Here is an 18,556-nt window from a genome sequence, read left to right as displayed (position 1 = left end):
TTTTCACGAGTAGTAAATTCAAGAAAAAGTACGAAACTGAATGAATAGCAAAAGAAGGTCTTAAGTCCTTTATCTAAAGGGCTTAGGGCCTTCTTTCATCGTTACAAGTGTAAAACTCGAAATTATATAACAAGCAGTGCTATCTGTATTGTAAAAAACCGCCATACATGCGGCGGTTATTCTTACAAGCTTCAAGAACAGCAGCTGTGTCTGTTTCTTCCGCTGTTCTTTGCCTGATACAGTGCGGTATCTGCCATGGTGATCGAGGTTTCCAAATCAAAGTCTTCATCATTATCGAACAGAGAATATCCGATGGATATCGTAGCCAGGGAAGAAACAGGAGAGGTGGCATGCTCGATGTGAGCCAGCTTTAAATCCTCATAGACCTTTGTCAGATAACCTTCGATTTCATCCTTTCCTGTATTGACACACAGACAGATGAATTCATCACCGCCATAGCGTGCCGCAAAGAAGCGGGAATCACCGTTTTCATCCAGACACAGGGCAACCCTGCGCAAAAGCTCATCTCCCTTGTAATGCCCATACAGGTCATTGAATTCCTTGAAATAATCCACATCGACCAGGATGATTCCGATTGCATTGACATCGGGATTTTTCTGCATGATATCGCACAGCGTGTTGAAGTAGCTGCGATTAAACAAACCGGTAAGGCCATCGATTTTCACACGTGCCTCCAGAACATTCTTCTCCTGAACGATGCGCTCCTGTTCCTCCAGCATATGCTCCATCAGGATCTTTTCCTTCATGCTTTCCGCCTTTGTTTTATTGGTGACATCCACCACCATTTTCTGCAGCAGGTAATACTGTTTATAGGAATTGATGAGCGTATCCTCCATATGGAACACCTCAGCGAAATTGATCCAGCTAAGATGCAGCTGAAGCTGCTGCTCAATATCATCCTCCAGACAGATTTCTCCCATATATTGCAGAAACTGCTCACAGCGCTTCTTATCCTTTATTTTCAGCAGGATGTCGAAGATATCATTATAGAAAGAAAAATACATGCTGCGGTTTAGATGATGGTGCAGATTGGCAGCTGCGAAGTAATCCGCAATTTTCTGTATCTCGTCACCTCGGTGAAAGGCATCCGCAAGATACAGCTCACAAAGCAGTATCACATGCAGCCGTAGTCCCTCTGCATGCTCCTCATGCAGCTGCGAAGCATAGGTGTCGAAGATGTTTACAGCCTCATTTAACTGATCGTTTTGAATGTAGAGCTCCACCAGATTGAGAATGACAATCAGCTGTGCATGATCGATCAGAGGCGTCTGCTGTTTCAGGAATACCTCATAGGCATTGCGGATATAGCGCAGTGCTTCCGCTGTATCGTTTTTCTGCATAAACAGGACGCAGAGATTATTGAGAATCACCATCTGCTCGTGCAGATTATTCTGCTCCAATGCAATATGATAGGCATTCATATAATATTGAACAGCGCTGATTTCATCGAAGTGAGAGTTGTAATACAATCCTGCAATCGTATAGCACATGAGCAAAAGCTCATCATAATGGTGCTCTTGAGAACAGGAAATCGCCTCATGCAGGTGCTGCAGACAGATATCCTGCTGTCTGGTAAGAATATAGTAATCCGCAAGATAGGCGTGCGCGAACGCCTGGGCATAGCGGTCCTGCTGCTGGTTTCCCAGATTCAAAAGCTTTACGGAGCACTGATACTCCTGTTCCATATCAAAGTTTTTGGACCTTTTTATGATATCCATGAGATCCTGCATGGTTTCTTTTATCGTATTCATGTCATACTCCCTTGCTGTTGTAGCCTGTATTCTCATTATACTATAAATGCTGTATGAAAAACACGGAAAACAACAGGTTCTATCAGTTTCTCATCGAATCCTTTAGAATTGTGATTTTTTTCGCAAAAAGTGAAATTTCGTTTACGAAAAAGGCTCTTGGTGGTATAATAAAGCCGATACATAAGGAGGAATTTTACTATGGCCAAAAGAACTGTAAAAGATTTAGATGTTGCTGGAAAACGTGTCATCGTACGCTGCGATTTCAACGTTCCTAGAAAAGATGGCAAGATTACAAACGACAACCGTATTATTCAGGCTCTGCCAACCATCAAATATTTAGTGGAAAACAACGCGAAGATTATCCTGATGTCCCACCTTGGAAAGGTTAAGACTGAGGAAGATAAGGCAAAGAACGATCTGCACTGTGTTGCTGAGCGTCTGAATGAGCTGGTTGATACGAAGGTTACATTCGTTCCGGTTACACGTGGTGAAGAACTGGAAAACGCAGTTGCTGCACTGCATGACGGAGAAATCGTCGTAATGCAGAATACTCGTTATGAAAAAGGCGAAAGCAAAAATGATCCGGAGCTGGCTGCTTACTGGGCTAAGCTGGGTGATTTGTTCGTAGAGGATGCATTCGGTAGTGTACACCGTGCACACGCTTCTACTGCAGGTATCGCATCTATTCTGCCAAATGCGTTAGGCTTCCTGGTAGAAAAAGAAGTGAAGATGCTGGGTGCTGCTGTGGATACTCCAGAGCGTCCATTTGTTGCAATCATCGGTGGTGCAAAGGTATCCGATAAGATTGCTGTTGTAGACAACCTGCTGAAAAAGGCTGACAAGGTCCTGATCGGTGGCGGTATGGCCTACACCTTCCTGAAGGCTATGGGCTGCAATGTTGGTAAGTCACTTGTAGAAGAAGACAAGGTAGAGCTTGCTAAGGAATACATCGAAAAAGCAGAGGGCAAGCTGATTCTGCCTGTTGATCACGTATGTGCTGATAAATTTGCAGAGGATGCAAACACGGTAATTGCTGACAATGACAGCATTCCAGCAGACTACATGGGTCTGGATATCGGTCCGAAATCTATCGAGCTGTACAAGGAAGCACTTGCGGGTGCAAAAACCGTTGTATGGAACGGCCCAATGGGTGTATTTGAAATGGCACCGTTTGCAAAGGGTACGCTGGAAGTATGTACTGCTATTTCTGAGCTGCCAGGAGCTACGACTGTTATCGGTGGCGGAGATAGTGCTGCTGCTGCAATCCAGCTTGGATTCGCAGAAAAATTCTCTCACATTTCCACTGGTGGCGGAGCTTCCCTGGAATACATGGAAGGCAAGGTACTGCCTGGAATCGCTGTAATCGCAGATAAATAATAAAAAACGAAAATAGGAGAACGAGACATGAGAAAACCAATTATTGTTGGAAACTGGAAAATGAACAAAACCATGAAGGAAACAAAGGGATTCATGGAAGCTGTAGATGCTGCAGCAGCAAGTGAAAATGCTGTATTCGGTATTGGTGCTCCTTACACTGCACTGTCTGCTGCTGTTGCAGGTGCGAAAAATCTGGTAATCGCTGCAGAAAACTGCCACTGGGAAGACAGTGGTGCCTTCACTGGTGAAATTTCTGTACCTATGCTGCAGGAGGTTGGTGTTACACACTGTATCATCGGACACTCTGAGCGTCGTGAAATGTTCAATGACACAGATGAGACAGTAAACAAAAAGGCAAAACGTCTGATCGATGCCGGAATTACACCAATTCTGTGTATTGGTGAAACAGAAGCTCAGTATGATGCTGGAGATTCTGAGAAAGTTATTCGTGATCAGTTAACTGGTTCTCTTGCGGATATGTGTCCAAAATGTGTTGGAAACATGGTAATCGCTTATGAGCCAATCTGGGCAATCGGAACAGGAAAGAGCGCTTCAGTGGAAATTGCAGAAAACTGCTGCCGTATCGTTCGTGATCAGGTACGTGTTATGTATGGTGACGAGGCTGCTGAAAATGTTCGTGTTCAGTATGGTGGATCTGTAAAGCCTAACAACATCGTTGAATACATGGCTCAGCCGGATATCGATGGTGCTCTGATTGGCGGGGCTAGTCTGAAAGCAGACAGCTTCATCGAAATCATTGAGAAAACAAAGTAATTTACAGGTAGACTCTATTTGTAAATACATATACTAAAAAAATACGTCCGATATCATAATGGACGTATTTTTTACTGTGCTCTACGTTTTTTCTTATGGTATATGCAGGCGGCTAGGAATCAGATATTAGCATTCCAACCGATTCTTGCTGTTATTATGCTGCTTAAATGAGTATAGTGGGATGAATATGCAATGCAATGTTATTCATGAATCGGAATGATGGGATTCACTTTCTTAATTTTGCGTGCTTCGATATAGGTAAACAGCCAGAACGATAGCATTACAACGATTCCCGGCATCACCAGCTGTATAAGGGAGGGCATCTTAAAAGCAGCATACTTCCATATGAAGGAAGTGTTCGTGGTTAAATGCCAAATGCAGCTGTCTCATTCTGAAATGATAGAAAAGCGCACATCTTTTCGATATCGTATGCGTAGGATATCTTAAATTTTTGTTATATTTAACTACATGTCTTGCGTATGCACCTATTTTGTTTTACAATAAGGCAACAAGGTGGTGAGCGTATGAAGAAGAAAAAGAATATGGGAATCCGCATTCTCTGTGCATTGATTTTTATGGGTGTCTGCGGGTCCGTCATGTTTGCAATCTACTCGTTATCGGCAGAGGATGGACAGCTGTCCAATGCACGAAGTGAAGTGGTAACGGAAAAAATCAAGGAACAGGTGAATACAAAGCTGGAAACCACAGAAGAGGGGATTGCATTAAGCGAACGCATCAAGTACTTCGTCATTCTGCATTCTCCCTATGGCAGTGACTGGAATGCCAATGTCAGAAAGCTGGCTCACTTCTCCATATACTTTACGTTGGCAGCCGGCGTCTATATCACCTTGGCAATTCTGGGAGTAAACAAATTCTGGCGGTTTCTGTTTACCGTCGGTATCTGCTTCTGTTTTGCATTCGGTGATGAATATCATCAGAAATTCACCGGACGAACGTCTTCCATGAGTGATGTATATCTGGATACGTTTGGGGCATTGGTATCCACCTGTATCTGGACGATGATTTCCGTCATATACAGTGGGATTCACCTATTGGTGAACAAGGCCTATGGGGATGCTTAGTTCTTACAGTATTGAAAGATGACGACGGTCATCTTTTCTTTTCCCTTCCGGCTATTGTATAATGAAGCAGAAAAGAGAGGGCTTTGGATATGTATACGATTTTAATTATAGAGGATGATGAGGCGATCTGCAAGGAGCTGCAGATGCTGCTGGAGAAACAGGGATATGAAGCGGTATGCTGGAATCTGCAGGAGGATATCAAAGAGCTTGTGAAAACACTCGATCCCCACATTATTCTGCTGGATATCAATCTGCCGCAGATGGATGGCTTTACCATTTGTTCACAGCTGCGAAGCTTTTCCAAGGTTCCCATCATATTTGTGACAAGCCGGAATACCGATATGGATGAGCTGTGCAGTATGCAGATGGGCGGGGATGATTTTATTACCAAGCCATACAATACCAGTATTCTTCTTGCCCGTATTGCGGCACTGCTGAAGCGTTCCTACGAATGGAAGGATCAGAATCTGACACACAATGGTGTTACATTGGATGTTGCTATGAGTCGGGTAGGCTATCAAAATAACGCAAGAGAGCTGACAAAGAATGAGGTGAAAATTCTGCATTATATGTTTCAGCATAAAGGGGAAATCATTCCGCGAGAGGATTTGATTGACTACCTATGGGATAATAAGCTGTTTATTGATGACAATGCACTCAGTGTCAACGTCACCAGAATCCGCAATAAACTGCGTGAGCTGGGAGTGGAGGATTTCATTGTGACCCGCCATCGGCAGGGGTATCAGATATGAAGCTACATGAATATCTGGAGGATCATGGAATTCTCATGGCTGCGATTCTTCTGATTTCACTGCTGCAGTGTGTACTGCTGGTTTCTCTGGGGCTGTCCGCAGGGCTGGCTGCCTTGCTGAGCGGTATGTGGCTGTTGTTTTTCTCTGCTTATTTCTCACAGGACTATCTTCGCAAAAACAGACGCAGAAAAGAGCTGTGTGCAAGCATTGAATCAATGGAGAAGCGCTATCTCATGCATGAGGTGCTGCCAAAGAAAGCAAGTCATGAGGAGGGCTTTTACCGCTGGCTGCTCTATCTGGGAAACAAGGCAATGCTGGAGGAAATCAGCACAGTACAGCGCTCGCGAAGGGAATATCAGGAATATGTCGAGCAGTGGGTTCATGAGATTAAAACACCGATTGCAGCGATGAAGCTGTCCATTGAGAATCAGCAGGGGGATCGAAAGCGGCAGCTGTTTCAGCAGCTGGAGCGGGTGGAGCATTATGTGGAGCAGGCATTGTTTTATGCAAGAAGTGAATCCGTGGAAAAGGATTTTCGGATCCAGCAGATATCGCTGTCTTCCTGCATTCAGGAAGCCCTGCTGCAATGCAAGTATCTTTGTACACAGGCAGCAATATCCATTCGTTTTCCAGAGGAGGATGCAATGGTGTATGCAGATGAAAAATGGCTGATTTTCCTATTGAATCAGCTGATTGAAAATGCGGTGAAATATAAGCGAAAGGATGGTGCGCTTCTGTGTCTTGAAATACAAAGGGAACCGCAGTGTGTACGTCTGATTGTACGGGATAACGGTATCGGTATCCCTCCGCATGATTTACCTAGGATTTTTGATAAGGGCTTTACTGGAGATAACGGAAGACTGGTTCATTCGCATTCCACAGGCATTGGTCTGTATTTATGCAAAAAGCTCTGTACATCCCTGCAAATCGGTCTGCATGCGGATTCTGATGGCGAGGGAACCGCCATGTGCCTGGAGTTTCATCATGTGTAAAGTTACAGAACTGTCATCTTCTCGTAAGGAAATCTCCTACACTTATCCGGCCTTCTTCTGTATACTTCAGGTAGAGAGGACGTGAAGTATATGCGTGTTGTTACAGTTTCCCACGTGGAAAAATATTATGGAAATCAGGGGAATATCACAAAAGCCTTGAATGATATATCCTTTGCAGTTGAAAAACAGGAGTTTACAGCGGTTATGGGGGCGAGCGGCAGTGGGAAAACCACCCTGCTGAATGTCATTTCCACCATCGATACTGTAAGTGCAGGAGATATAGAGATCAACGGAAGCAGTATTTGTGAGCTGCGGGAAAACGAGCTGGCAGAATTTCGGAAACGGGAGCTGGGGTTTATTTTTCAGGATTTTAATCTTCTGGATACTTTGACCCTGCAGGAAAATATCGCATTGCCATTGACACTTTTAAAGAAAAGGGCGGGCCAGATTGACGAACAGATAAACGCATTGGCAGAAATTCTCCAGATTCAGGATATTCTGGAAAAATATCCGTATCAGGTAAGCGGCGGTCAGCGTCAGCGGTGCGCCTGTGCAAGGGCGATGATTCATGATCCGAGTCTGATTCTGGCAGATGAGCCAACGGGAGCGCTGGATTCCCATTCCTCCTACCTGCTTATGGAACAGTTTCAAAGAATGAATACAGAGCTTCAGGCAACGATTCTGATGGTTACGCATGACGCATTTTCAGCATCCTATGCAAAGCGTGTTCTGTTTTTGAAGGATGGAACTATCTTTAATGAGATCTATCGCGGCTCCCTGACAAGAAAGGCATTCTTTCAGAAAATACTGGATGTAATGCAGCTGCTGGGTGGTGATGTGCATGCTGTACGCTAAACTTGCACTTCGCAATCTGAAACGCAGTCTCAAGGAATACAGTATTTATGTATTTACAGTGACGATTACGATGACACTGCTCTATGCGTTTTTTGCGATTGCCTTTTCCGGTGAAATGCAGGATCTGGTAACGACCTATGACAATATCAAAAGTGTTATGATTATGGTCAGTGTTCTGGTAACGCTGATTATTGCCTGGCTGATTTATTATATATCGAATTTTATTTTGCAGAAGCGAAGCCGAGAATTCGGAATGTATCTGCTGCTGGGAATGAAACGCTCACAGGTCAGCCGCATGTTTCTGTTTGAACAGCTGGCTCTTGGGGCTGTCGGATTTTTGATCGGCTGTGTGCTCGGTATCTTCGTCTATGAATTACTGCACGCTATGCTGCTGAATATTTTTGATTATGAATATGCATTTCAGCTCTCCTTCTCCTGGAACGCATGTGGTGCTGCATTTCTCTGCTTTCTGAGTATCTACCTGCTGGAGCTGATCAGGGAAGGAATCGCTTTAAAAAAGCAGAGCATTCATACCATGCTGTATAATGCGAGCAGGAATGAGAAAACAGCGAAGGGCTCTCGTTTATCCGTATTCTACTTCCTGGCAGCTATCCTTCTGGCAGTAGCCGGATTGTATATGACACAGCAGTATCTGAGAAGTATGATAAACGGCCAGAGCTTAGATTCTATGCTGCTCATGCTGGGAGTATTTGCTATTGTCGTATCCATCTATCTGTTCTTTTATGGCATATCGGCAGTGCTTGGGATTTTTCTGGACCGGCATAGAAAAATGAAATATAAGGGAAACTGCATGTATCTGTACGGACAGATTGCAGGCCGCTTGCGCTCCAATCGAACCGTGCTTGCTACACTGTCTTTACTGACTCTGCTGACCTTGCTCTTTCTGTGCATTGCATTGAAATTCAATGAGGTGAAGGAGCTGAGTAATGCACGCTTTGTACCATTTGATATCATGGCAAGCAGCAGCACGAAGCTCAATATGAAATCAATTGAAGGCTATTTGCAGGAACATAAGATTTCGTATCAGTCAGCGGATATCCGCTACTATCAGCGTGAGGAACGTGATGACTTCTATTCTGTAGTAAAGGGGAAAAGCTATTTTACCGAGGATGAAAAGCATTCGGTTTATATGAAGCAAAGCGATTTTAATAAGCTTCGCTCCTTGAAAGGATTACCAGCCGTAACGCTGGGGGCTGATGAGTATATGATAGTCTGCGCAGCAGATATCAAGGATATCCTGCAGGAATATGGTGCACAGCATACTCTGAATCTGCAGGGGAAGCGTCTGCAGCTACGTGATGTGGATGATACGGAATATGGGCAGACACAGAACAGCGGCTATTATCTTGTCGTTGCAGATGCGTATGTCAAGCAAGCCAAGCCGTATTTTCGAGAATGGGTGGCGAATACCAATCCTGAGACTGAGGTGTCCTGGTATCAGGATACGGTCAATCAGTTTTTTGACGATAACAAGGAGCAGGTGGGGGACAGCTATTACAGCTATGCCTCTTATCGTGTGAAGGCGAAATGGTTTGAGGAAAATGCTGTGGGTTTTGTCAGTATCTGCTTCTCTTTGTTTTATCTGTCGTTTATCTTCATCTGTATCAGTGCAACCATACTCGCAGTGCAGCAGCTTTCCGATGCTCACCGGCAGCGGTATTCCTATGCAATGCTGCATAAAATGGGGGTGAATCAAAGACAGCTGCATGCATTGCTGGCTAAGCAGATTGCGGTTTATTTCATCATTCCGCTGGTGCTTCCAATCGTGTATCTGCTACCGATTATCCGCATGCTGGATGAGCTATTCGAGATGACATATGCCAGTGCGGATATGTATATTTATCTGGGTGGAAGTATGCTGTTCTTCCTTGTCGTTTACGGCTGTTATTATGTGATGGCATATCTTGGCTGCAAGAGGAATATCGATCAGATGTAAACAGAAACAGGGATTCCTATGACAGGAATCCCATTTCAGGTAAAAAATGTGGGACAAGACGGTTTATGCAGCTGATAAAACTCCCTGCTGACCTGCTTGGGTGACATTTATGAAACTTGTAATTCCTTCAAAATATGATATACTAACACTATTCTATTGGAGGAATGTTTATGGATATTCGTGGTTTTTTTGCTGATCTAATCTATATACTGCCTGCTGTTGCGATTGCACTTTCCGTGCATGAATTCGCACATGCATTTGTTTCCTATAAGCTGGGTGATATCTCCCAGAAGGAACGCGGCAGACTTACCTTAAATCCCCTCAAGCATCTGGATCCGTTTGGTACCCTGTCTCTGATTTTCTTTGGCTTTGGATGGGCGAAGCCGGTACAGGTTGATCCCTATTTCTACCGTAACAAAAAGGATGGTATGATCTGGACGGCAATGGCAGGTCCGCTGATGAATTTCATTGTCGGCTTTCTGATGGTCATACTGTATATGCTGTTCATTCGCTTTGGTTTGCTGTATAAAAACGGGTTTACCTATTATCTGTTTCAGGTAATCGGTACTACCGCTTCCATCAATGTCGGCCTTGGTATTTTCAATCTAATACCGATACCGCCGCTGGATGGCTCCAAAATACTGATGGGTATCCTAAAGGAAGAAACTTATTTCAAGCTGATGCAATATGAAATGTATCTATCCTTCATCATGATTTTCCTGTTAATGACTGGGGTACTGGATGGACCGCTGATTCATGCCAGAGAGGCTATTTTGGATGTATTCGTCAAAGTGGCAAGCATGATCACCGGCCTTGGCTAAAGGAAGCTACAGCTTGAAAAGGCATCACCAGAGCATGCAACGGACATAACAGCCTTGCTGAAAGGATGCCTTACCTGCAAAGGGATTCCGGCAATGGACCTATAGGAATGTGACATCCGCCGGGAGCTTTTATGTACTTATGTGCTTTTGGCAGATTATACAGTGGTTGCTTCCTTCTGTATAAAACCGTATAAAACAAATGCAGCGTATGCTTACCGTATTGCTATGCATCCCGATTATCAGGGAAGGGTATAGGAAAGGCAAGCAATCTGTACCTGGCTGAAAAGCTATGAACAGCCAGTTTATCTGGATTGCTGGAACGGAAATGAGTATTACAGAGCTTATATAAGGAAAATGGCGGTCATAGGATTGGCGTATTTCCGGAAGCTGATTATGAAATATGCGTATTTTGTTTCTAAAAAAGGGATCGTAGCGGAAATCAGCGTTATGGTCCCTTTTCGTTGTAAGCGGAGACGGAAGTCTAAACAGGTTTCATAATCCGACGAATAATTGAAATATCAATTTCCTATCCTTTGGGAATATGGAAAAAAGAGAAGCCTTCTCATACTTTGCATATGGGAATATAAAAAAAAGGAAGCTTCGTCATACCTTGCACACAAAAAGGGCATTTTCCATGCCCTCTTTTCTATATTTAACCGCAGATGTGCGAAAGTGTGTGTAGTATCAGGAAATTGAATGTAAACGCACATCACACGTTAAATACCTTATTCTACCGTGACAGACTTAGCCAGATTACGCGGCTGATCGATTTCACATCCACGCAGACTGGCAATTTCATAGGCCATCAGCTGTAATGGAATCACCGTCAGGATTCCCTGAATCAACTTATCCACCTTCGGTACCACCAGCACATCATCATAATAATCCGAAGCGATATCAAGGTCATCGCTGATCAACAGCACGACATAAGCCCCCCGTGCTTTAACCTCCTTGATATTGCTGATTGTTTTCTCATATAAATCCTCATCCGTTGCAAGTGCAATGACCGGAGTTCCCTTTTCAATTAAGGAGATGGTACCATGCTTCAATTCACCGGCAGCATAGGCCTCGGAATGGATATAGGAAATTTCCTTCAGCTTCAGACTACCCTCCATGGATAGCGAGTAATCCAATCCGCGACCGATGAAGAAGACATCGTTGTGCTCGTATATTTTTTTTGCGAATGCCTTGTATTGATCAGAATCTATCAGCTTCTGCATATGCTGCGGCAAATCCTTTAATTCCTTCGTAATGCGTGCGGCCTCCTCTTCATCAATATTACCGTGAACATAGGCCAGATTGCAGGCAATCAGAGAAAGAACCGCGACCTGTGTACAATATGCCTTTGTTGTGGCGACACAGATTTCCGGACCTGCCTTTGTATAGATGACGAAGCTGGCGTCTCTTGCGATTGTGGAGCCGATAACATTGACGATTGCCAGAGTATCCACACCATGCTCTTTCGCAAGATTCAATGCTGCAATCGTATCGGCGGTTTCCCCGGATTGTGATACCAGAATAACAAGCGTTTTATCCGTGAAAATCGGATTTGCATAGCGATATTCACTGGCACATACACAGTCCACATGAATCCGTGCTTTTGTTTCAATCAGAGATTTTGCAATCATCCCCGCATACATGGCACTTCCGCAGGCAACGATGTGAATATCGTTGTACTTTGCCAGATTCGGCATGGTATTCAGCAGATCCTTCATATCCACCTGCATGAGAGAATCTATCGTTTTCTTAACGACCTCCGGCTCCTCATGAATTTCCTTCAGCATGAAATGCTCATAGCCATCCTTCTGAATATCTCTGATATCCAGATTTGTCACAAGAATATCGCGTTTTACAAAATCTCCCTGTAAGGTCTTGATGACAATGCCTTCACTGCTGCAGCGTGCAATTTCTTCATGCTCCAGAAGCAGATATTTGTTTGTGTACTTCAGAAATGCGGAAATATCACTTGCGAGGAATGCCTTGTCACTTGCAACCCCCAGCACTAGCGGTGAGTTCTTGCGCATGGCATAAATGGCATCTGTTTCATCCGCAAAGATAATGGCAAAGGCAAAGGAGCCGCGGAAGTGACGATACGCACATGCCAGAGCCTGCTGCTTATCCTTCTTCAAAAAATAACAGTAATCAATATAGGCACAGGCAATTTCACTGTCAGTGTCACTCTGGAATGTATAGCCTGCATTTTCCAGTTCTTTTTTCAGCTCATTATAGTTCTCAATAATACCGTTGTGAACAAGGGTGGTACTGCCGCTTTGATGCGGGTGAGAATTGCGTTCACTCGGCTCTCCATGCGTTGCCCAGCGTGTATGCGCAATTCCTAGCGAACCGCTGGCTATATGAACAGCCTCCATTTTTTCCTTCAGAAAGCTGACCTTCCCCTTTGCCTTAACGACCTGAACCTCACCATCCTGTACAACAGCGACTCCCGCAGAGTCATAGCCTCGATACTCCAGAGCCTCTAGGCCCTCAATTAAAACACTATTTGAGATATTGCATAATCCCGCATAGCCAATGATTCCACACATAAATTGTCCTCCATTTTCGTTATTGTTCTAATTCTATGATAAAAAAGCATACGAAAAAAATATGTTTGTGCATGTATGCATTACAATAAGCATACTGAAAATTGATAAAGCATGATAAAAAGAGTGATAAGTCTTGTTGCTATGATATATAAATGTGTGATGAAATCAGTTTTGTAGCAGTATGATCTTGCCTTTGTCTGAAATCTTTCGATCCACACGCAACCGTAACAGTACCCGCCGAATCTTTCGATAACTGTTATCCTCGTCAACCACGTAGGTCCTGGCGCTCATTACTATATTCCTCATGTCCCTCCCTGAAACATAATAACTGTTATTAGTATACTATACTTTCATGAGAATGCAACTTAATTTTTTCTTTCCTCTATCTCCTATTTTGCATGTAGTAGGGTGCAGTAACCAAATGCTTTTTCTCTGTTTTCACTATGCTATCCTTATATGGTATAGCGAAATCCTCCGCATTTTTTTCAGCGAGGATACGGCATAGCTGCTGTAATGTTTATAAACGATTTTTCAGATTTGTTAAGGATGTATGAATAAATAACAGGAATTTGTACACGAATTCTGTATAAAATTTCAACCTTTAAATGAAATGAAAATTTTTCCAAAAAAGGGAAAGAAAACGCTTGCAAATAATTCAAATGCCTAGTATCATATGGTATAGACCAAATGGTATATACCATTGGCAGAGCCATAACAGGGGAAACCTTGTGATGCATGCGGCAGTGAGTCATCACAGCACTGTTGCAGATTAGGTAAAGAGAGGAAAGAGACAAATGAAAAAAACGTTATTTATGGGTGCTTTAGCACTGACAATCGCTACGTCTATGGTTGCGGGAACCATGGCCGTTTACACACATGCAGATACACTGGCCGGAAAAACGGATGATATGGTCAGCGCGAAAAAGTTTTATATAAACTCTACAGCAACAAATGATATAAACATACAGCTGGCTCCGGGAAACGAAGAATTCTGGGATTTCCAGGTGACGAATCATAAGGATAATATCGTTACTGAGGTTCCGATGGATTTGAAGCTGAAGGTGGATTTGAAAAATGCAGCGGCACTGCCGGATCTTGTCTGCACGTTATATCGCGTGGATGGTGATAAGAATGTCGCATTGGCAAGTGGAACAAGAGCAGATGGCAGCACAACGATTGAATTAGAGAAGCTCGGTGAATTTGCCGCTAATGATAAAAAAGACAGCACCTATAAGCTTGGCTTCTATTGGAAGGATACAGCTGGAAGCAATGATGCACTGGATACGGCAATCGGCAGTGGTGGCGCTATTAAAGATGACGGACAGACGAATCCAGGTGACACGCTATCCGGTATTTCTGTAACGGTAACCGGTACGCAGACCACGGATGCGCAAACCTTAAAGGATATGAATCAGCCGGAATATAAGCCTGCCAATAAATAAATAAGGAATATATAGGAATATGAAGCAGGATGTGTATACCAGCGAAGCACAGCTGCAGGCAATGCTGGACGAACTGGAGCATGCACATGATCTTGACAGCAAGGCACATACACACATTGCCAGAAGAAAGCTGTTCAAGCTGATTGGTAATCTGGCGGGCGTGCTTATCATTGCCTTTCTGTTTATCACATGGCTGCAGGTGGAGGATGCAAGAAGCAGGGGAGAGGTACCGACCGTATGCGGTTATCAGATATATGAAGTGAAAACCGGCAGTATGGTGCCGACCATCCCGGTGAAATCACTCATCCTCTCCCGCATTCCAAAGGACGCGGCAAAGCTTGCGGTCGGTGATATAGTTACCTTTCAGGATAACGGAGTAACCATAACACACCGTATTGTTGAGGTGATACAGGAGAATGAATCGGTCGGCTATCGTACCAAGGGGGATAATCCCGCGAATTCTGTAGACCCCAATATTCTTACATCGGATCGCATACAGGCCGTTTATGTGATGAAGCTGCCCTTCCGGTTCACATCGGAAAGTGATTAGGTGATTGCTATGGAACAAACGAAGAAACGCGCTCAGTGCGTACTGATGGAGCATGTCGGCTCCATGGAATATTATCAGAGTCCGCAGCAGGAACCGAAGCAGGTGTTTTCGGATATTAACTTTGAGGCGCTGGAGGGCGAAGTGTGGGCAATCCTTGGCACCAGTGCGTTTGAGGTGCGACTGCTGCTGGAAATTATAGCGAATGCAAGACCCTATAAGGATGGCCGCTGTGTACTTGCGCAAAAGGGCATGATGCGCAAAAAACGGACCATCCTTCCACATGTATATTATATAGGAAGTACAAATATGCTGTTTACCAATATGAATGTGCTGGAATATCTGATGTATATCACCGCGCGTGAACAGGAGGATGCGGCCGTCCGACAGAAACGTATATTGGAAAAAATCATATCGCTGAACATGGGCTATGTCGCGTTATCCGTGATAGGAAATCTTACTCCGTCTGAGCGCTCTGTGGTCACGCTTCTTGTATCGCTGTTCACGGAAAGTAAACTGATTATCTGGAATCTGGCACGGCTGGAATACGATGAACGCAGTCTTCTGGCGATTGCCGCGATCTGTGAAGAAATCCGGAAACAGAAGCGAACACTGCTGTTCTCCACATTCGACGACCAGCTGATTGAACGCTGTGCAACGCATATCGCTCCCTTATATGATGGCAGACTGCTCTATACAGGAACGGTAGAAACCTTTGTACAGACCTGGGATCATCTGAGTACGATTATACAGGATGCCCATATTACAGCAATACGAAATGCGATAGAAACGGCGTACAGCGAGTATACGGTTCTGGAACGGAATCAAACGTTATATGTTTGGGATCAGGAACAGAAAACGGATACCTATCACAGCATCTGGAAGGTACTTACTGAGCATCAGCTGCATCCGGATCATATCTGCCGCCATTCGCTGTGTGTGGAAAATGCCTGGAAGGAAATAAGAAACCATCATGATTTACAACCATAATATAATTACAAAGGAACAGAAGCAGGCGTTTGTGGAACGAAAGGAAAGCCGCAACAAGATTTTCTTTTACGGAATCATTGTAGCGCTTTTAACCTTTTCCCTGCATTTCATGCTGCAGACTCTGACGCGCAGCGTATTATCCACCGCCCTGCCGCAGCTGATGATGCCAAGCTACTTTTCCACACTCTCTCTGTATATCATCATGGCCTTTATCCTCTATACGGCCTATATGATTCGTTATTATGATTTTCTGACCTATGCGGAAATCTCACAGAACAAATGGTATACGCTGGCAAAAAACGGTTATGCGCCTCATCGCATGATTCTCGTCAAGCTGCTGATGCGGCTGTCCGAGGTGATTGCCTACTATACCATCGGCTTTGCGGCTACGCTGTTTCTGACTATGTTTCTGAAATATCCGTTTGTCGTATCGTATATGCTTCCTTTATATATATGCGGGCTGATCGATTTGATCTTTTTGTCCCTGATTACCATGAGTGCCTCTTTGTTTATCACACGGCAGAAGAATGCACGCTATGTGATCATCATCGGCGCAGTATGCATCTGGATGCTGCGTCTTCTATGCGGCTATTATCACCTGGTGAGTGACCGTATATGGATGAGCACATCCGGAAATTTATTTGATTTGTCGCAATGCTCCTACCTGTTGTACTTTATCGTTATGATTATCATCTGTGTCCTTGTGGTTGTCATTCGGGCGAAGCGAATTGCCCAGTATACCAATTTTCCGTTTTATGAACGGGATATGGATATGGGAGAGGATGTGAATATCGTTGTTCTTCAGGAGGACGGATATCGTGAGGTCGAGGAGCAGTATGTCCGCAGACAGCGCAGAAAGGGAATGGATACATTGGTGAATCTGGCCATGGTTTTACTCATCACGGCGGGTGTTCTGATTAATGTGTTCGTGCTGTTTGTGTCCTTATCCTCACCAGAGCGGGAAACCAACTTCTTCGGTGTGATACCGTTTGTCTTCCATACGGAATCCATGGAGCCGCAGATTATGTATAATGACCTGGCGTTCTTCGATGCGATCGACAAACAGGAGCCATTGCAGGTGGGACAGAGTATTCTGTATCATGAGGATGACGGTCCGCAGGTCGCAAGCATCAAGGCGGTAAAGGGAGAAAAGCTTTCGGTCGATATTTTAAAGTATACGGATGATGTAAAAAAAGGAGCTTATGAAAAAGTCATAGCACGCGATGCGGTCTATGGACGCTACAGCGGACGAAGCCGATGGCTGGGGGCGATCATCCTGTTTGCCAATACCGTTTTGGGAAGACTGATTTTACTGCTGATACCGGCGTTTATGCTGTATTACTACAAACCGATTCTCGCCTATCTGAAAAAGAAAGGGTTTATTACAGAGTAAGGAGGAATGCAGGAATGAAAAACTATGCAATGCTTGCTGTTGTTCTGCTGTGTGCGATTGTGTTATCTTCCATTTCGGATACCTCTGCGGTCTATACGCATTCGCAATCCTACAGCGGTGAGCTTACCTTTCATAGAGAAATTACGATTGATGATTTTTTTCATTATGAGATGGTGGATACCGTGGCAGACAGCACTGCCGTCTATGACAAGGAACAGAAGAGCATTATCCTGCAAAATGAGTCCGGTGCTTTTATACAGCATACCAAGCTACCCGCAAAGGGGGATTACATGGCCTCAGTGGAGTTGACATCCCTTACGCCGGATGCCTTGCAGTCCCTAGCCTTTCAATTCGGCGGCTCTGCGAATGTGACCAGTGAAGGTGAGGAAGGCAGAACGAATTATACCGCAATGGGGAATATTCTGAAGTTTGAAGAAAATGGGGATCTTGTGATAATCAATCAGGGGTTTCAGAAGAATATAAATCAGCATGATCAGTATGTGGAATATTCCAATAATCAGGTATATCATCGGATTCCGAAAGCCGAACTGCCTGCTTTGAATGGTCGTCCGGTTACGCTTCGTGTGTTCGTGAAATATAATAGAGATAATGAAAACTGTTCCATTTACATTGTAATCAATGATAATCTGCTAAATAAGGATGCTTTGATACCGGCAGGCAGGGCAATGAATACCCAGTTTGCGGATCAGGTGGGCGCTAATCAGATTATCACCGGTGTATCCTCCTATGGTGCGGGAAAGCAGGTCACCTTTACAAAACTGAAAATCGAACCTTGGGATGGTCAACTCAGCTCTGTTTATTAGAACAGGGCTTTTTCTTTGCTAAATCTCAAAACGCGTTACGGCGTCACATAACTGCATCCCTACTTAGTTTATCCTTATGATGCTTGCCAAGGGAAATACCTCGGTTAGCTTACGAGATTGTTTCACACGCAGTTCATTCACATGATCTTTTTGTCTAAATGCTCTGAATTCCCCCTTTTTAGGGGTATTTTTCGTATCTCTATCATTCTTTAAATGTGGTAATATGTAGAAACAAAGGGAAGAACAGTGACGAAACAGGTACAAAAAAACGACCTTCCTCAGTCGCTGACGTGTTGTCCTACAGTAGTTTACTGTAAGCTCATGTAATGATTTCTACACTCATATTTATAACACCTGCATCACAGTTTGTAAATGCTTTTGTAGAAATTTATGGTGAATTCCGCAATTTTTTGTAGGATTTCCCTTTTTATGGTT

At 44.0% G+C, this 18,556-nt stretch carries 15 protein-coding genes; 13 read left to right on the top strand and 2 right to left on the bottom strand.

The genetic code is table 11. The features are described 5' to 3' along the window. Positions 1–191 precede the first annotated feature (191 nt). Entirely contained in the window at positions 192–1,772 is a 1,581-nt protein-coding gene (locus NE665_RS20870; protein WP_117444800.1) for a GGDEF domain-containing protein, read from the bottom strand. Positions 1,773–1,970: 198 nt separating this feature from the next. Between NE665_RS20870 and NE665_RS20865 the strand changes: the two genes are divergently transcribed. From NE665_RS20865 to NE665_RS20830, 8 genes are all read left to right on the top strand, one after another. Then, complete coding sequence (locus NE665_RS20865) at positions 1,971–3,149, top strand: phosphoglycerate kinase (RefSeq protein ID WP_117444801.1); 1,179 nt, start codon at positions 1,971–1,973, stop codon at positions 3,147–3,149. Positions 3,150–3,176: 27 nt separating this feature from the next. After that, positions 3,177–3,923 (top strand): triose-phosphate isomerase, encoded by a 747-nt coding sequence (tpiA, locus tag NE665_RS20860; protein WP_117444802.1) that lies wholly within the window; start codon positions 3,177–3,179, stop codon positions 3,921–3,923. 524 nt (positions 3,924–4,447) lie between these two features. Beyond that, a complete protein-coding gene (locus NE665_RS20855; RefSeq protein WP_117444803.1) occupies positions 4,448–5,005 on the top strand; it encodes a VanZ family protein in 558 nt (185 codons plus the stop codon). An 89-nt stretch (positions 5,006–5,094) separates the two neighbouring features. Further along, the gene (locus NE665_RS20850) at positions 5,095–5,757 is read left to right on the top strand and encodes a response regulator transcription factor (RefSeq protein ID WP_117444804.1); all 663 of its coding nucleotides are present in this window, start codon (positions 5,095–5,097) and stop codon (positions 5,755–5,757) included. Next, positions 5,754–6,749: a sensor histidine kinase gene (locus NE665_RS20845; protein WP_117444805.1), complete on the top strand. Its 996-nt coding sequence runs from the start codon at positions 5,754–5,756 to the stop codon at positions 6,747–6,749. The genes NE665_RS20850 and NE665_RS20845 overlap by 4 nt, the downstream gene beginning before the upstream one ends. 90 nt (positions 6,750–6,839) lie before the next feature. Continuing rightward, positions 6,840–7,604, top strand: a complete 765-nt coding sequence (locus tag NE665_RS20840) for an ABC transporter ATP-binding protein (protein WP_117444806.1) — start codon at positions 6,840–6,842, stop codon at positions 7,602–7,604. Next, positions 7,591–9,561, top strand: coding sequence for an ABC transporter permease (locus NE665_RS20835; RefSeq protein WP_117444807.1), 1,971 nt, complete (start codon positions 7,591–7,593; stop codon positions 9,559–9,561). Before NE665_RS20840 ends, NE665_RS20835 begins: the two co-directional genes overlap by 14 nt. Positions 9,562–9,731: 170 nt before the next feature. Then, complete coding sequence (locus NE665_RS20830) at positions 9,732–10,382, top strand: site-2 protease family protein (RefSeq protein ID WP_117444808.1); 651 nt, start codon at positions 9,732–9,734, stop codon at positions 10,380–10,382. Positions 10,383–11,107: 725 nt separating this feature from the next. Here the strand turns inward: NE665_RS20830 and glmS are convergent. Further along, positions 11,108–12,925 carry a glutamine--fructose-6-phosphate transaminase (isomerizing) gene (gene glmS, locus NE665_RS20825; RefSeq protein ID WP_117444809.1) on the bottom strand — a complete coding sequence of 606 codons (1,818 nt, stop codon included), beginning with the start codon at positions 12,923–12,925 and terminating at the stop codon, positions 11,108–11,110. A 794-nt stretch (positions 12,926–13,719) separates the two neighbouring features. On the opposite strand from glmS, the gene NE665_RS20820 reads away from it, so the two are divergent. From NE665_RS20820 to NE665_RS20800, 5 genes are read left to right on the top strand one after another with little or no spacing between them, the layout of a single operon-like run. Then, positions 13,720–14,367, top strand: coding sequence for a hypothetical protein (locus tag NE665_RS20820; RefSeq protein ID WP_117444810.1), 648 nt, complete (start codon positions 13,720–13,722; stop codon positions 14,365–14,367). Positions 14,368–14,386: 19 nt separating this feature from the next. Further along, the gene (locus NE665_RS20815; protein WP_117444811.1) at positions 14,387–14,917 is read left to right on the top strand and encodes a signal peptidase I; all 531 of its coding nucleotides are present in this window, start codon (positions 14,387–14,389) and stop codon (positions 14,915–14,917) included. Positions 14,918–14,926: 9 nt separating this feature from the next. Continuing rightward, positions 14,927–15,904, top strand: a complete 978-nt coding sequence (locus tag NE665_RS20810; protein WP_117444812.1) for a hypothetical protein — start codon at positions 14,927–14,929, stop codon at positions 15,902–15,904. Next, positions 15,888–17,297: a hypothetical protein gene (locus tag NE665_RS20805; RefSeq protein ID WP_117444813.1), complete on the top strand. Its 1,410-nt coding sequence runs from the start codon at positions 15,888–15,890 to the stop codon at positions 17,295–17,297. The genes NE665_RS20810 and NE665_RS20805 overlap by 17 nt, the downstream gene beginning before the upstream one ends. A gap of 14 nt (positions 17,298–17,311) precedes the next feature. Further along, positions 17,312–18,121, top strand: a complete 810-nt coding sequence (locus NE665_RS20800; protein ID WP_117444814.1) for a hypothetical protein — start codon at positions 17,312–17,314, stop codon at positions 18,119–18,121. Positions 18,122–18,556 lie beyond the last annotated feature (435 nt).

Origin of the sequence: Clostridium sp. DFI.1.208, assembly GCF_024463855.1 — a bacterium.
Classification (GTDB): Bacteria; Bacillota_I; Bacilli_A; order Erysipelotrichales; family Erysipelotrichaceae; genus Clostridium_AQ.
The sequence above is the reverse complement of the archived record's forward strand: the minus strand, read 5'-3'. Positions and strand labels throughout refer to the sequence as shown.